Origin of the sequence: Neokomagataea thailandica NBRC 106555 (assembly GCF_001598495.1) — a bacterium.
In the GTDB taxonomy this organism is placed as follows: domain Bacteria; phylum Pseudomonadota; class Alphaproteobacteria; order Acetobacterales; family Acetobacteraceae; genus Gluconobacter; species Gluconobacter thailandicus_A.
This window is the reverse complement of the sequence record NZ_BCZB01000015.1, coordinates 21,758-37,098: the sequence shown is the minus strand read 5'-3', so window position 1 is coordinate 37,098 and position 15,341 is coordinate 21,758. Positions and strand designations below refer to the sequence as shown.

The following is a 15,341-nucleotide window of genomic DNA, read 5'->3' as shown; positions in this document are numbered from 1 at the left end:
CAAATAACTCATAGTGCGAATCATTAAATTATGCGTAACCTATAGATAACTTATCGTTAATAAATGTAAAACTTTGTTGTCGATAAGCGTTTAAAATAACAAAACCTTTTCTCTGGGAATGAGGCAGCATACTTATGGTTATCCGGCTTAAAAAAAGAAAACATTTTGCTTTGGCAGGACTAGCGATAGCAGCCTTATCTCTTGGTCAAGCGTCAGCCCAAAGCCTCCCTCCCGCACTGGCGAGTATCCTCCAGGATATACAGCTCCCCCCAGCACCAGGTCTTATGCCCTTCAAGCGCATGAGCCAACATATCCCTCTAGAACCAGGTTACCCCGCCCCAGCCACCCATACAGGCGCAGCGCACGACCCTTTTGAGCATTATACCGGCCGGTGGACCCGTGCGGATGCTCGACAGATTAAAGCCATGTCTAATCCAAACGTATCGGCAGGCGTGAACTCATTACCAAACGCACTCACCATGCCGACCATCCCGGTCGATTTCCCGAGTATCAGCGATAAAGTTTGGGTCTGGGACACATGGCCGCTCACAGACGCATCGGGCAATCAATATAGCTACAACGGCTGGGAGGTTATTTTCTGCCTCACCGCCAATAAAAATGCCGGATATGGCTTTGACGATCGTCATACACACGCAAAAATTGGTTATTTCTATCGTCGCGCAAATATCCCTGCCTCCTTACGCCCACCGGCCGGCGGATGGATTTACGGCGGCAACCTCTTCCCAGATGGCAGCAGCGAAGCCATTTATGCCGGCCAAGCCTATACAGATAATGCCCAATGGTCCGGCTCAACACGCATTCAACAACTTGGCTCTAACGGTATCATGACCTTTTATACGGACATGGCCTTTAATCGTAATAGCTGGGGCGGCAATATCACCCCACCACAAGCCATCATTAGCTTAGCAAAAGGCCAAATTCACGCAGACGCAACACATGTCTGGTTTACGGGCTTTGACCAGCATACCCCACTTTTGCAGCCAGACGGCACCTATTATCAAACAGGCGCACAAAACCAATACTTCTCTTTCCGTGATCCTTACACCTTTAAAGACCCTGCAAACCCAGGCAAAACCTTCATGGTTTTTGAAGGCAATTCTGCTGGCGTCCGTGGTCAAACCCCCTGTGACGCATCCGACCTTGGCTATCAACCAGGCGACAAATACGCTGAAACAGTTGACCAAGTAAATGGCTCAGGGGCCATTTTCCAGCGCGCCAATATCGGCTTAGCGGTTGCTACAAATAGTGATCTAACCCAATGGAGCTTCCTACCACCCCTTATCTCGTCTAACTGCGTAAACGACCAAACTGAGCGGCCACAAATGTATATCAAGAACGGTAATTACTACCTCTTGACCATTAGCCACCGCACAACATTCGCAGCCGGTATTGATGGACCAGATGGCGAATACGGTTTTTATGGCAAAGGCATCCGTAGTGACTGGATTCCACTAAACAACAGCAGTGGCCTCATGCTTGCCAACCCAACAGACCTCAACACCGCCGCAGGTGCAGATTGGGCTCCTAACCCCCGACAAAACCCGAATGCTTTCCAAAGCTATTCACATTACCTCATGCCCAATGGCAAAATTGAATCCTTCATTGATACCGTCCAAAACCGTCGCGGAGGAACACTCTCCCCAACGGTTCAGGTCTCCATGAACGGCCCCAATACAGCGATTAATCCGTGGTACGGCATCCAAGGATTAGGGGGCTATGGCGATATAAGCGCCAATCTCGCGAATACAAACCTGCTGGGACTACTGCAAGATAGCACCCCCTTTCCAGTACAACCCACCCCTATAGTGCCATCATTCCCTGACCCATTCAGTAATTTTGGCTTCTAAAATAACTCATCCCCGGCCATGGCGTTCCAACCCGTGGCCGGGCTTCCCGCAAAATACTCAACCCATCTATGCGTTTTAAGAGCGCCATAATTGACACATCTCCATGCTGCCCCGTGCATCATGCTGCTTGTGGTCTTCAGGCACGACCACATTCTGTTCGGTCGTATCACCTGACGCTACCATATGACCGAAAGGTTCGAGCACATGACCACAGAAGACATGCCGGCGGCATCACCAACGCAACGAGTTCTCCCGGTCGTTCTGTTCAATCTGCTCGTTTATAGTGTCATCGGCTTACCAAGCACCGTTTTGACACTCTTCGTGCATGAAAAATTAGGGTACAGCACAACGATTGCAGGACTAAGCTTTTCACTCCAATACTTAGCAACATTTGCAGGACGTGCCCCCGCAGGAAAGCGCATTGACCTCTATGGTCCCAAACCTGTGGTGACCATTGGCCTCCTCGCCTGCATGCTCTCTGGCATAAGCCTTTTCTGTGCAGGATTTTTACAGCACACCGCCTCCCTCTCCTTAACAGTCCTGCTGATTAGCCGCCTCTTTCTTGGTTGGGCCGAAAGCTGGGTTGCTACAGGTGTCACCGTTTGGAATATCGGTCGCGTTGGCAGTAAACATACAGCCACCGCCATTTCATGGAACGGCGTCACATCCTATGGCGGCATTGCTCTCGGCGCTCCCCTTGGCGCAAAACTCGCTCACCTTCCCACTCTATACGGCAGCATCATCGGCGTTGGCTTCACGGCCGCACTCCTGCCCCTGATAGGGCTTATCCTCATTAAGTTTTATCAAGGCCTCGCTCCAGCCCCCGCCCACACTCAAAGATTACCCTTTAGCCACGCTTTACGCCTTGTGTTTCCACACGGTATGGCACTCGCAACCGGCTCCGTCGGCTTCGGCGCGATCTCTTCCTTTTTAGCTCTTTATTATGCTCATAATCACTGGAACGGCGCGGGCTTAGCCGTCACTACATTTGGGTTCGTCTTTGTTTTTATACGCTTAGCCTTCGGTAAATACATCAATACATACGGCGGGGCCGAAATCGCCGCCCTTTCCCTCTTGGTCGAAGCGAGCGGCCTTGCTTTAATCGGCTTTATTCATAGCCCACTCGCCGCAATCGCCGGGTCCGCCCTAACCGGCGCAGGGTTCTCACTTTTGTTTCCATCCCTCGGAACACTCGCCGTAAACCGTGCCGGCGCACATAATCGTGGCGCAGCCCTTGGCGCATACTCCCTTTTTACTGACCTGTCCGTTGCCTGCTGCGGCTTAGTACTCGGACAGCTGATCGAAGCCACAAACTATACCACAATGTTCGCAACCACTGCGCTGTGCTGCCTCATCGGCGTTGGCATTAGTCGTATTCTGAAAAATTAATACACCCCCAACTGAACGGCATATAAAAATGCCGTTCAGCTTGGAACGCTCGCTATTGCGCGCTCAAAATCGCCTCAATAGGGAAATGGTCCGAAGGATAATGCACTCCTCGATGAAACGTATCCACCTTCATCCAACGCGCCCGGAAACCTTGCGTCATCACATAATCCAACATGACTTGCGGCGTACCCGTGAAATCATGAAACGTACCATCTGGCCCCACCTTACGCGCCGCATGTTCCCACATATCCGTCAGCCCTTTTTCCATCAGGCGATGCGCCTCATCTGTCGGTGCTGAATTAAAATCCCCCACCAAAATAATCGGCAACCCATGCGCTAATTGGGGCAATGTCTTCAAAATCAACTGAACCGAATGTGCGCGCGCTGGAGCATCTTCAACATCACGATTAGCAAAATGCGTATCTAAAAACAAAAAACGCATTCTGGGGCGCCGAGCCACAACCTCTCGCGTTTCAAAGACCCCCCAATTCACATAACGCGGCAATGCTGCCCCCCACCCCATACTCCCGGGGACATCAGGCGTATTGGACAGCCAAAACACACCATGATCCGTTAATTTTATACGGTGTGTGTTATAAAAAATACCCATATGTTCATTGCTGTGGCCACCAAACCGATCAACGCCAAACCACTGATACTGCGGCAAATCCCGCACAATATCTTGCGCTTGCTGTAGAAAAATTTCCTGTGTTCCCATAACATCCGGTGAGAAATGACGTATCGTCTCCACCAGAATATCACGCCGCTTATCCCAAATGTTTTCCCCATCTTCTGGATTGGGGTAGCGGACATTAAAGCTCATAACCTTTAAATCATCCGCCGCGTGCAGATATTGACCGCCGACGAAAAGAGAAAGGATACCAAGAAAACGGACGATATTTTTTACAAACATAACAATCCCTATCTAAATAATTTTTCTTCCTCCATGATTAAAATCATATTTTCAATGCCTAAATATAAAATTCATAATTGATTAAAATTACAATTTATCATTATACTCATATATATCAAAGTAATATAAATATTTTTCCAAGGGGCAATGAATACATGAAGCATAAAACATTATCATTGACCATTCTTGCATTGTTCCTCTCCGGCTGTGCCGATGATGGTTCTTGCCACATTGCCTCCCTCGGCAATATGGAGGTTCTTAATAACCAATCATCCCCCATCGTGCGCGCCACCGTAAACGGGCACCCCGTAGCCTTTCTTGTCGATACTGGGGCTGCACACAGTTTAATTTGGTCCGCACAGATTGAACCCTTGGGCTTGACTACCCTTCCACAATCCATCCTGATCAACGGTGCCGGCGGCAGCGCCTTCGCTCAGCTCGTTTCTGTCGAGACACTCGGCATTGGCTCAGGCATAGCACGCAATATCACACTCATCTCTACAGGAGAAAAAGCAGGGCACTCCACCATTGCAGGACTGCCACTCGTGGGACTTTTTGGTGCCGATTTCCTACGCAATTACGACCTCGCCATGGACCTACCCCAGCACCAGATTGCGTTATTTGATGTACAAGGCTGCACAGGACAAATCCCCCCTTGGCCAGGGAAGTATACGTCCATTCCATTTTCTGCGCCGATAAATGATCGCAATAAAATTGGTATCACCCTTAAAATAAATAACTATCCTATTGACGCTATCATTGACAGCGGAGCAAGCAACACATTCATTTCTGAGGACGACGCGCTTGATGCTGGCATTAAAAAATCAGAGCTATACGCTGACAAAACCACAACATCATACGGTATAAGTGAATATAAAATAACCAATTATCGGCATAAATTCAAAAGTTTCAGCTTTTCCTCCTTAACATTCCACAACATCACATTATCTATTTCTGACATCAATATAAATATATTAGGAGCAGACTTCCTAAGACATTACCGACTATGGATACCAAAGTATCGTGATATTTTATATTTACAAGAAGAAGGAAATAAAGACTACTTAACAATACAACCACGCCCTCCACAACGCTAAACATAGCCTTGCACGTATTGGAGCACTATCTCTCGACATAAAAACATGATCTGATACGAATACTCTATGATCCAAAGAGAGCGTTCTAATGAGCCATTTACCCTTTCGCGGCGATCCGCAACCTATTCTCAAAGTGAATGGCACTTGGCATTTTTATTATCTCTATAATGTTGATTTCCCTACTGGAAACGGTACTGCCTGGAAGCTTTCTATCTCACTTGATCTTATTCATTGGCACGATGCCGGAATTGCCATCCCCAAATACACGACCCCCTATGGGGATCCATGGAGCGGATCCCTCATCATTGACCATGATAACCGCGCAGGTTTAGGCCAAGACACCATTATTGCTCTTTGCACCATGCCCATGCCAGATGGGCAAGGAACCGCACGCTGGTTTTCAAAAGACGGAGGAAAAAGCTTTACCTTTGACCGCGCCGTCATGACGAACCCACTCCCTAAAAACACGACAATTAAAGATAAAGTCTTTCGAGATCCTCGGGTGACATGGATGGAGAAAGAACAATGCTGGGTTATGTCTCTCGCTGAAATTGGCAAAATTGGCTTTTATCGTTCATCAAATCTAACAGACTGGTCTTACCTCTCCGGCTTCATGTGCGACACATTGGGCACCTTAGAGTGCCCAACTCTCTTCCCGATTATAGCCCGTGACTCCCAAGGTCGGCACAAAGGAGAACGCTGGATTCTCTTATGCAGCGCAAATGGATATCGCCATGGCTTCACCACAGGGGCCCATTACTGGGTAGGGCATTTCGATGGATATACCTTCCAACCAGATGAACCATCCGGCCAGTGGCTTGACGGCGGAAGTGATTTCTATGCCTGCGCCATTTGGGGAGACCATACCCTCACATCTCACCCACAAGAACACTACTATGCCATAGCATGGAAAAATAATTGGGATTATGCAACCCAACTTCCCCCCATTAATTACTATGGTAGCTACACACGCATACGTACACTAACATTACAAGAGACAGATGCTGGCCCTCGTCTCACCAACAATTTCATCGCCTCCGATGAAATTTTCTATAACACAAAACATCAAATACTAGAGCAACGCATTATTACCCCGGAAAATCCCTTCTCCATCCCTCTGGTACACTCGGACCATTACGCCATCCAAGCCACCATCACTCCCCCCCATAACAGTGACTGGCCACATGACATTACCCTGACTTTTCAAAGCGGTATGGGCACGCCCTTCACACTGATCTTGTCCCCAAGCCGCAATAACGTGAACTTAAAGCGCGATCATTCCGGCTTCGCCCCCTCTCAGAGCATCGCATGGACCGCAGAACGAAATGCACCTCTTACTTTCCAAAGAGCCGTCACATTCACCGCCATCATCAATAGCAGTAGCATTGAAATTATTTTCAACGACGGGATGTTATCCCTCACCTCTCTCGCATTCCCACAATACACACCCGCAACACCACGCATAACCGTATCAGAGCGCACATGCCTTCTACGGTCACTCACAATCACCAATGCATCATAGGTAAAACCATGCTTTCACACACACCTTGGTCCGTAACGCCCCTCCAAGCCTCTCTACACATAGCCGTGCATGAAACCATCAACCCACTCTGCCACACACACCAAGAAGACATCGCACACATTTGGGAGAAAAAAACGACCCAACACCCCACCCTTTATAATGGCCGCGTCTTTTGCGTAGATCGCCTCACGTCAACCCATATTGAAGGACATTGGAACGAGTTCAAAAATGTACTCGCTCAAATGACCCGCCCGGATCTCTTCGCAGAAAACCCACTCAAATCCCTCGCTGTTGTCGGTCTTTTTCACGCAACCGATGGCATTGTCATAGGAAAACGCTCAGCACGCTCCATTTATTTACCCGGATATTGGCAAGGTATCCCGGCAGGCAGTGTTGAAACACGAGATCACACCACCGCCATTAATCTAACTGAACAACTGCAAGCAGAAGCACATGAGGAGCTTGGCCTCACCCCAGAAGAGATAGATATTGGCCCCCCTCTTCTCGCCTGTGAACATCCCAACACACATATCATTGATATCGGCGTATCCATCCACAGCCCTCTCTCCTTCCGAACTATAGAAGAACGCTGCAAGACCGAAGGCAATGCAGAATATGATGCCCTCACCTGCCTTAATCTAATGCAGAAAACATCTTTTGATGGTCTCATGGTCCCAACATTACGCGCCCTACTGGAACACACATAATGCCCTATTATGCCTTAACCCCGACAACTCTCAGAGACTGGCTCAAAACGCAGGAAAACATGACCCAACTTTTGGGCCCCACTTCTGAAGACTGGCATATTCAAGAAGTCAGTGACGGCAACCTCAACCTAGTCTTTATCGTCTCTGGCCCCTCAGGCTCCCTCTGCTGCAAACAATCTCTTCCGCATGTCCGCGTAGCGCCAGACTGGCCTATGCCCCTTGAGCGCGCACTCTTTGAATCCCGCTACATGCAACACACCGCAAGCGCAGTCAGCCCTTACGCGCCACAGCTTTATACCTATGACCCAGAAATGTATTTGCTGGTCATGGAAGCACTCATACCGCATCAAGTCCTGCGTACCGCCTTAATAAACGATAGCGTTAGCACTGGATTTTCTGCATCAATCGGGGAGTACATCGCGCGCGCCACCCATGCGAGTAGCTGGCTCACACAACCCTTTGAAACAGGCGCCCATCTTCTCGAAGCCTTTTCAGGCAATACATCTCTCACCCGCATCACCGTAGATCTCATTTTAACGGACCCATTCCACCCCTGCCCCAGAAACCCTCCGGCAGAACCCGCTTTAGAACCCACTATTCAAGCGCTCCAGCAAGACACCGCCTTACATCAAGCCATTAGCACGCTGCAAATGCGTTTCCTGACAGAACGCCAAGCCTTACTCCATGGTGACCTACACACCGGCTCCATCATGCTGCATGGCAACGATATCCGCGTCATTGATGGGGAGTTCGCTCTTATGGGGCCTATTGGTTTTGATTGCGGCCTCTATATCGGCAATCTCATACTGCATGCCTGCGCAGCACCACATAAAATCGATATTTTAATCAGCGAAATAGAAACATTCTGGCGCAGCTTTTGCCAAGAACTCACATTACTTTTCCAGCAACGTAAAGGAGATGCAGCCTCCCTCTTATCCGACAACGCCGCTCAGTCTTTACTTCACGAGACCCTTATCTCCATCTTGCGAGACACATGCGGGTTTTGTGGCCTAGAGCTGATCCGCCGCACAATCGGCTTTGCCCAAGTCGCAGATTATAATATATGCGCCACACCTGAAATACGCAGCGCCGCACGGCTTAAAGCCTTACACACAGGCCGCACCCTCATTATGAAGCACCGAGACATCAACTCATTAGATGATGCGTTATCACTCATCCGCTCATAAAGCGCCATCACCTCATAACCATAAGGCAATAAAGCCTTCTAAGCATTTGCACCTTAGGTCCAGCCAACAATTTTCAGAAAAAACTCGTACAGTTCTTACGCCTAGGTAAGACACAAAAAAACCCGGCACATGGCCGGGTTTTTTCTGTCCAACAAAGACGTTGAAAAATCAACGCTTTGAGAACTGGAAGGAACGACGTGCCTTCGCACGGCCGTACTTCTTACGCTCAACAACACGGCTGTCACGCGTCAGGAAGCCAGCAAGCTTCAGGATACCGCGCAGACCTGGCTCGTAATGCGTCAGTGCACGGGAGATACCGTGACGAACTGCACCCGCCTGACCGGACAGACCGCCACCAGCGACCGTGCAATACACGTCAAACTGGTTGTAACGATCCGTGATCAGGAATGGCTGTGCAAGGAGCATACGCAGAACTGGACGAGCGAAATACGTCTTGACCGGACGGCCATTGACGATGATGTCGCCCTTACCTGGCTTGATCCACACGCGTGCAACAGCGTCTTTACGACGGCCTGTAGCGTAGGAACGGCCCTGTGCGTCGTGCTTAGCTTCACGAACAGGTGCTGCGTTGGTAGCAATTGAAGGGGCAGCGCTCGCAAGGTCCTGCAGCGTGCCGGTGCGCTCTTGGGTCTCGGACATGGTCAGGCCTTACGACTCGTGTGAAACGGTGTTCTTGCGGTTCAGCGCAGCCACGTCCAGCTTGACGGGCTTCTGGCCGTCATGCGGGTGCTCTGCGCCAGCATAAACGTACAGGTGCTTCATTTGAGCGCGCTGCAGCGGGCCGCGCGTAATCATACGCTCGACAGCCTTCTCAACAACGTGACCTGGGTTCTTACCTGTCAGACGCTGCGTGATGGTGCGCTCTTTAATACCGCCCGGATGACCCGTGTGGTAGTGGAACAGCTTTTGGCCCACTTTATTGCCGGTCAGGGCAATCTTTTCCGCGTTGATCACGACGACATTGTCGCCACAATCAACATGCGGTGTGAACTGTGGCTTATGCTTGCCGCGCAGACGATTGGCGATAATAGTGGCGAGACGGCCAAGAACGAGCCCTTCAGCGTCGATCAGGATCCAGTTCTTCGTCACCTCCGCCGGCTTCAGCGACTGTGTAGTCTTCATCGTTGATATTCCGGTTTCGGGGTATGACCTCAAAGAAAAGGCCACACCTATGGACAACGCCCGCCGGAACATGCCCGGGAGCGGATCAGGTGCGGCGTTATCGCGGTATCAGCGCCTTTCGTCAAGTGCTTATTTTACACTACACCCTTTAATTTTCCGCAGTTTTCTGCCAAAAAAAGTAATGCGGTATTATATTACCGTAATTTTTATACCCACTTTTGCTCTCAAGCCACTCCGTGATAAGAAAAATACATTATCGGCCATACATTCTCTGTAAGTTAGCCCTACTGCATTATAGCAGTCGTGTCGGAGTCCGCTATGAAACGCCCTTTACTTGCCACCAGCCTCTTAGTGGCCTTTGCCGGCGTTGTCGCCTACGGCACCCATTACGGCCCTGAGCACGCCCTTCAAAACGGCCTAGCACGCTTTCGTGCCGCGCTCCCTCCAGGCTCAACTCTTGAATACAGCGCCGCACGCCCTGACCTTCTAGCACGCGGCGCACATCTTTCTGACGTCACATTACGTATTCACGATATCACCTACCGCGCACATGAACTGCATTTAGGGCATGTGACATTATCTCCAGCCGGTGAAACAAGCTTCTCACGCCTTGATCTGGAGCAGCCATCTCTCGATGGCCCATCTTACCATATACACGCTAACACAATGCATTTACGCGGCCTCGTCATTCCCCCAGACCACGGCGCTGGCCTTACCGCTGTTGAAGCGAGCAATATTATTCTTGATCATGGAGAAAGCGAAGACCTCTCAGCCCACTTCACTCTCCGGACAGCCCAGCAAGCATGGTCCTTTACCGCACAAAATGCTCAGCTAAACCGATACGGTAAAAACCGTGCAACAACACTCTCTCTTCGAAAAACGTCTTTAGATGACGGCACCTCTCCAGCCTACCCAACACCCATTTTTTTAACGTGTGATGCGTTCACAGCACAAATAGACGATACAACCACCACCCTCCAAGAAACCCTCAAGAATAATACCCCTACACCTCCAAATACGGCGTCGTTTACTGCGCTCAACAACACTGTCCGTTTTGGTAATAATCACGGATCTATTGATCAAATCTCTTTCCACAATACACAAGAAAACGACGGAACACATTCTGCCCTGACGGCCACAGGCTTACATCTCCACCTTGGCTCACAGAAAATTCCCGTACCACTCAACGGAGCAGGCTCGACCATCACACAAAACACAATTTTATCGTCGAATCACAATGACCTCACGTCACAGCTGGCTCTCACGATTCCTGACTTCGTACATTTTACGTTTTCTCTGCACCTACAAAAGGGGGCGATCCCCCCTGCCGAAACCCCACCGCCACTGTCAGATTTTTTTCTAAAAAATATACAATTGTCTGTGCAAGGAGATCGCTTCTTGCATGATGCTCCTCTGCTTCTGCCCAAAACACGTTTTTCCGAAGAGGATCAAAAAAGCCTTCTTCTAGGCTTACAAAACCTCACCAAATCAGCCCCCGTCTTCGCGCCTGTACTTGACTACATCACGGCGCCGAATGGACGTACGCTCAGCCTTAACATTGTGCCCCCCACCCCTCTGCCAATTTCACAGATACCGGCTCTAGCGCATAACCCGACATGGGGAATGCTGCTTTTCACCCCTAATGTCATGACGTTTTCCGTCCAATGACGCGCCTCATCGCCGTAATCGGGGCCAATGGCCGCTCCGGACGCAGCCTGTGCAGCGCACTCATCGCACAAGGTTACAATGTCCGTGCTATCCTACGCCGCATTGAAACCCTGCCTAATGACCTACGCCCGCATTTACATAGCGTCATGCAGGCTGACCTCACCAATCAGGATACGCTCAACACCGCCCTGCAAGACGTAACACTTGTCGCCAATACCGCACATGCCCGCCACATTCCGGCTATTTTACAGGCAAGCTCCGCCCCCATCATCGCCTTAGGCAGCACACGCAAATTCACGCGCTGGCCAGACGCACACGGTAACGGCGTTCTTGCGGGAGAAGCTGCCTTGCATCAAGACGGCCGCCCATCCTTACTCTTACACCCCACCATGATTTATGGCGCTAATGGCGAAAATAACGTTCAACGCCTTGCCAAACTTATTCGCAAACTCCCGATTATTCCTTTACCGGGCGGTGGCACTATGCAGGTGCAGCCCATTGAACAGCGCGATGTCATCCAATGCTTGGTCGCGGGCACGTCATTACTGATCCATCACCAGATAACCACCCCCGAGACTCTCATCATCGCAGGAAAGACGGCATTACCTTATCGCCAATTTATACAAAAAATTAGCCATTATGCCGGATTACGCCAACGCCCCATTGTCTCTGTTCCCGGTGCCTTATTAGCGCATCTTGCTTGGTACACACGCTGTTTTTCATTCGTACCAACCATTAAGCCCGAAGAAATACGCCGCCTTTTGGAAGATAAAATTTTTGACATTACCCCCATGCAAGAGCGCCTCAATGTGCATCCCTCATCTCTCGATGACGGATTAGAGAGATTGTTCTCATCTTCCAACGAGGCAACCTTAAAGCAACAGAATACCAGCGCCCCCTAATCACCAATCCCCGCTTAATAACACAACAACACGCCCCCAAATGCCCTCTTTGCCCCACAAAGAGGGCATCCCACTTACAAGATTATAAAGCACAGACACCCAGATACCGAACGCACATCAAAGACGTTATGCCGCTTCCCGCCACACCGAAACCGCGCGCAAAGCACTCTCCAAAACCCTAACCGCACGTTCCTGCGTGGCAGCTTCAACATATACGCGTAATTCTGGCGCATTCCCTGAAGGGCGCACATGAATAATCTCTTGGCTCACAAACGTCATACGCAAGCCGTCCGTCATATCCACATGCATCACGTCACCACATAACGCCGTAAAACCGAGTTTTTTGGCTCCTGCCGCCGTTTCTTTCACCAAACCCTCTATAGCCGCACAGCTTTGCGCCGTTGGCATCTCTTTCAAACGATCACTCGCGGTAAAGCGTGACGGCAACTCCGCACATAACGCAGAGAGAGGTCTATGACGCTCTGCTGCGGCACATAACGCCGCCAGCATAGGCAATACCGCATCACGGGTTGGTAGCGCAGATAAAACACCAGCCTGTAACACTACCTCCGTTTGCAGCAAAAAACCGCCATTTGCCTCATACCCCACAACTGGCCCCGCCTTTGTATTCACAGCCGCCACAGCGTCTTGCATAGCCGAAATGACGTAAGGCGATCCAATACGAGTACGATACGTCTCAACCGCAAAGGCGGATTTCTCTAAAGCCGTATTACTGCTGACCGGCGTCACAACATGAGCAGCTTTCAGAAAGCGCGCACATAAAATACCCAGCACATCCCCCCGCAGCCATTGCCCATATTCATCAGCTAATAATGGCCGATCCGCATCCCCATCCATCGTCAAAATAGCTTGAAAGCGCCCGGATTTTGCCCATTCTACGGCGAGTATTGTATCTTCTGGCCGGACCGCCTCCGTATCAACAGACACAAAACTCTCGGACCGCCCCAAAGGCACAACATCAGCTCCCAAAGCTTTTAGAATCAGAGGAAGGACATCACGCCCAACCGATGAATGCTGATATACGCCCAGCGTTTGCCCCTTCAGCGCCTCTTGACCAAACGCATTCCGATAACGCACCACATACCCCTCAACCATATCCGTCACGGGCGGCAAAACCTCCGCACGGCATAAAGAGCCATCTTGGTCAAACAAACCATCCGGCACGGTCACCACAACCTCTCGCATCGCGGCTTCATCGCCTTTGAGGAATTCTCCATCAATACGATTAAACTTAATCCCATTCCGATCCGCCGGGATATGGCTCCCCGTCACCATTAAAGAAGGCATACGCCGCGCAAACGCATAGGTACACAAAGCTGGTGTCGGCACTGTGCCACCATATACCGGCACACCGCCTTCAGCCCGAATAGCGGCAATACATGCGGCAATAATGCGGGGTGTACTCGGGCGCAAATCTCCCGCGACAGCAACGGGCGTCCCCCGTTCAAACTGCCCTATTGCCCGCAAATATCGCAAAAAGGCTTGCGTATAAACCCAGCAGATCTCATCCGTCATGGCCGCGACCAATCCGCGCGCGCCACTTGTTCCAAACGCAACGCCGGACCGCTCCATCCATGACGCGATATTCATTACTCTTCCTTTAATTCTTCAACCTGCACATCATAACGCGCGGACAATAAAGCATCTTGCCGCAATAAAGTCTGAACATCGTCATATTCAGATGATGTCACTTCTAAAACCAGAGCATCAAACTGACGTACTCCACGCACATACTCTTGAAACAGGCCACCAAGAAGCACCGTCAAACCGTCACGCGCACAGCACGCGCAACCAAAACTATGCCGCCGAAAAGGCGAAGGCGGGGGCTGCACCACCACATCCACCCAACCTTCCCGAGACACGGGACCTAAAGCCACACACACACAACACTCACGCTGCGCACGACTGAAGCATTCTACGTCACGCGTAATATAAAGTGGGATCCGGCTCACGCCTCACCCAATTCAACATTTTCCGGCACAATAACCGGCACTTTCCGCCGCGCTGGGAACGTCGCCAAAGCCAACCCCGCCATGACCACACTCCCTCCTTCGAGGGTCGACCACCGAGGCACCTCACCACTTAATGCAAACGCTAACAACATGGTCACAGGCGGTAAAAGATACATAAACAAAACACCACGTGCGGCCCCTAACTGTCCGATCACATAGCCCCATGCCGCATAGCCCAGCGCAGCAGGTAAAACAGCCAGCTCAATAACAGACCACCGCGTGACTGCACCCGCCGTCTCCAGACGAGTGATGCCAGCCATCAACCAAGGTGACAGCAAAATACCGCCAATAATCAAAACATAGGCAATCACAGGCAAAGCGCCATATTTGCGAATCAAGCGCCTCTGCAAATTTGTATACAACGCACCACAGCATGCTGCCCCAATGATAAATACAGCCCCCTTCCCCAAATGCATACCGCCCCCCTCATTCAGAGAAATCAGCGCCACACCGATAAAACTGATCAAAGAGCCAATCCAGCCGCGAAGAAGCAAGCGTTCCCCCAAAAACACAGAAGCCAATAAAGCCGAAATCAACGGCATCGCAGCCAAAAGCAAACTGGTTGCCCCTGAACTCACCGTCACCTCACCGCTATTAAAAAGAATATTGTACACAGCAATGCCCGTTGCACCGCAGGCAATTAACTGCGGCCAATCCTTCCGCGCGGGCAAGGGAGGCCGTGTTACCAGCAGCCATAACAACGCAATCCCTCCAGCCAGTGCATAACGTGTCGCAGCCAATGGCAGTGGAGACATCTCCTGCAAAGCCATGCGCGTAACGGGATATGCACTTGCCCAAGAAACAATTGCCAAGACAACACACAGCGGCAAAACAAGGGAAAAGCGCGATTTCATTGCAAAACACTCATCATTTTATGGGCAAGCACCATAGCCTGACTTTTTACCCGTTTGC

At 50.5% G+C, this 15,341-nt stretch carries 14 protein-coding genes; 8 read left to right on the top strand and 6 right to left on the bottom strand.

The features are described 5' to 3' along the window. Positions 1–134 precede the first annotated feature (134 nt). Both NTH01S_RS06420 and NTH01S_RS06415 read left to right on the top strand, forming a co-directional pair. Positions 135–1,868 (top strand): glycoside hydrolase family 68 protein, encoded by a 1,734-nt coding sequence (locus NTH01S_RS06420; RefSeq protein WP_084367079.1) that lies wholly within the window; start codon positions 135–137, stop codon positions 1,866–1,868. A gap of 204 nt (positions 1,869–2,072) precedes the next feature. Next, entirely contained in the window at positions 2,073–3,257 is a 1,185-nt protein-coding gene (locus NTH01S_RS06415) for an MFS transporter (protein ID WP_068171238.1), read from the top strand. A 52-nt stretch (positions 3,258–3,309) separates the two neighbouring features. Here NTH01S_RS06415 and NTH01S_RS06410 read toward each other — a convergent pair whose 3' ends face one another. Further along, a complete protein-coding gene (locus NTH01S_RS06410; protein ID WP_084367077.1) occupies positions 3,310–4,170 on the bottom strand; it encodes an endonuclease/exonuclease/phosphatase family protein in 861 nt (286 codons plus the stop codon). Between the two features lie 155 nt (positions 4,171–4,325). On the opposite strand from NTH01S_RS06410, the gene NTH01S_RS06405 reads away from it, so the two are divergent. The 4 genes from NTH01S_RS06405 to mtnK all read left to right on the top strand — a co-directional run bounded on the left by NTH01S_RS06405 (position 4,326) and on the right by mtnK (position 8,683). After that, positions 4,326–5,267: a retropepsin-like aspartic protease family protein gene (locus tag NTH01S_RS06405; RefSeq protein WP_068171236.1), complete on the top strand. Its 942-nt coding sequence runs from the start codon at positions 4,326–4,328 to the stop codon at positions 5,265–5,267. Positions 5,268–5,355: 88 nt separating this feature from the next. Further along, positions 5,356–6,789, top strand: a complete 1,434-nt coding sequence (locus NTH01S_RS06400; RefSeq protein WP_068171233.1) for a glycoside hydrolase family 32 protein — start codon at positions 5,356–5,358, stop codon at positions 6,787–6,789. Positions 6,790–6,797: 8 nt separating this feature from the next. Further along, positions 6,798–7,496, top strand: coding sequence for an NUDIX hydrolase (locus NTH01S_RS06395; RefSeq protein WP_068171230.1), 699 nt, complete (start codon positions 6,798–6,800; stop codon positions 7,494–7,496). Further along, positions 7,496–8,683 (top strand): S-methyl-5-thioribose kinase, encoded by a 1,188-nt coding sequence (gene mtnK, locus NTH01S_RS06390; protein WP_068171227.1) that lies wholly within the window; start codon positions 7,496–7,498, stop codon positions 8,681–8,683. Before NTH01S_RS06395 ends, mtnK begins: the two co-directional genes overlap by 1 nt. Before the next feature lie 168 nt (positions 8,684–8,851). Here mtnK and rpsI read toward each other — a convergent pair whose 3' ends face one another. Then, positions 8,852–9,343: a 30S ribosomal protein S9 gene (gene rpsI / locus NTH01S_RS06385; RefSeq protein WP_084367075.1), complete on the bottom strand. Its 492-nt coding sequence runs from the start codon at positions 9,341–9,343 to the stop codon at positions 8,852–8,854. Positions 9,344–9,352: 9 nt separating this feature from the next. Beyond that, on the bottom strand, positions 9,353–9,826 hold the full coding sequence (gene rplM, locus NTH01S_RS06380) for a 50S ribosomal protein L13 (RefSeq protein ID WP_068171224.1): 474 nt from the start codon (positions 9,824–9,826) through the stop codon (positions 9,353–9,355). Between the two features lie 318 nt (positions 9,827–10,144). Here rplM and NTH01S_RS06375 point away from each other — a divergent pair, with 318 nt between their 5' ends. Then, a complete protein-coding gene (locus NTH01S_RS06375) occupies positions 10,145–11,494 on the top strand; it encodes a hypothetical protein (protein ID WP_068171220.1) in 1,350 nt (449 codons plus the stop codon). Further along, positions 11,491–12,396 carry an SDR family oxidoreductase gene (locus NTH01S_RS06370; RefSeq protein ID WP_068171216.1) on the top strand — a complete coding sequence of 302 codons (906 nt, stop codon included), beginning with the start codon at positions 11,491–11,493 and terminating at the stop codon, positions 12,394–12,396. The genes NTH01S_RS06375 and NTH01S_RS06370 overlap by 4 nt, the downstream gene beginning before the upstream one ends. 126 nt (positions 12,397–12,522) lie before the next feature. Here the strand turns inward: NTH01S_RS06370 and NTH01S_RS06365 are convergent, their stop codons facing one another. Genes NTH01S_RS06365 through NTH01S_RS06355 form a run of 3 tightly spaced genes read right to left on the bottom strand, consistent with a single transcriptional unit; the run spans position 12,523 to position 15,283 of the window. Next, positions 12,523–14,007 (bottom strand): phosphomannomutase, encoded by a 1,485-nt coding sequence (locus NTH01S_RS06365; protein WP_068171212.1) that lies wholly within the window; start codon positions 14,005–14,007, stop codon positions 12,523–12,525. Further along, on the bottom strand, positions 14,007–14,369 hold the full coding sequence (locus NTH01S_RS06360; RefSeq protein ID WP_068171209.1) for a hypothetical protein: 363 nt from the start codon (positions 14,367–14,369) through the stop codon (positions 14,007–14,009). The genes NTH01S_RS06365 and NTH01S_RS06360 overlap by 1 nt, the downstream gene beginning before the upstream one ends. Next, on the bottom strand, positions 14,366–15,283 hold the full coding sequence (locus NTH01S_RS06355; protein WP_068171206.1) for a DMT family transporter: 918 nt from the start codon (positions 15,281–15,283) through the stop codon (positions 14,366–14,368). The genes NTH01S_RS06360 and NTH01S_RS06355 overlap by 4 nt, the downstream gene beginning before the upstream one ends. Positions 15,284–15,341 lie beyond the last annotated feature (58 nt).

What these genes read in the sequence shown, in the direction of transcription:
- NTH01S_RS06420 (WP_084367079.1), top strand. Translation starts at nt 135, where the DNA reads ATGGTTATCCGGCTTAAAAAAAGAAAACATTTTGCTTTGGCAGGACTA.
- NTH01S_RS06415 (WP_068171238.1), top strand. Translation starts at nt 2,073, where the DNA reads ATGACCACAGAAGACATGCCGGCGGCATCACCAACGCAACGAGTTCTC.
- NTH01S_RS06410 (WP_084367077.1), bottom strand. Translation starts at nt 4,170, where the DNA reads ATGTTTGTAAAAAATATCGTCCGTTTTCTTGGTATCCTTTCTCTTTTC.
- NTH01S_RS06405 (WP_068171236.1), top strand. Translation starts at nt 4,326, where the DNA reads ATGAAGCATAAAACATTATCATTGACCATTCTTGCATTGTTCCTCTCC.
- NTH01S_RS06400 (WP_068171233.1), top strand. Translation starts at nt 5,356, where the DNA reads ATGAGCCATTTACCCTTTCGCGGCGATCCGCAACCTATTCTCAAAGTG.
- NTH01S_RS06395 (WP_068171230.1), top strand. Translation starts at nt 6,798, where the DNA reads ATGCTTTCACACACACCTTGGTCCGTAACGCCCCTCCAAGCCTCTCTA.
- mtnK (WP_068171227.1), top strand. Translation starts at nt 7,496, where the DNA reads ATGCCCTATTATGCCTTAACCCCGACAACTCTCAGAGACTGGCTCAAA.
- rpsI (WP_084367075.1), bottom strand. Translation starts at nt 9,343, where the DNA reads ATGTCCGAGACCCAAGAGCGCACCGGCACGCTGCAGGACCTTGCGAGC.
- rplM (WP_068171224.1), bottom strand. Translation starts at nt 9,826, where the DNA reads ATGAAGACTACACAGTCGCTGAAGCCGGCGGAGGTGACGAAGAACTGG.
- NTH01S_RS06375 (WP_068171220.1), top strand. Translation starts at nt 10,145, where the DNA reads ATGAAACGCCCTTTACTTGCCACCAGCCTCTTAGTGGCCTTTGCCGGC.
- NTH01S_RS06370 (WP_068171216.1), top strand. Translation starts at nt 11,491, where the DNA reads ATGACGCGCCTCATCGCCGTAATCGGGGCCAATGGCCGCTCCGGACGC.
- NTH01S_RS06365 (WP_068171212.1), bottom strand. Translation starts at nt 14,007, where the DNA reads ATGAATATCGCGTCATGGATGGAGCGGTCCGGCGTTGCGTTTGGAACA.
- NTH01S_RS06355 (WP_068171206.1), bottom strand. Translation starts at nt 15,283, where the DNA reads ATGAAATCGCGCTTTTCCCTTGTTTTGCCGCTGTGTGTTGTCTTGGCA.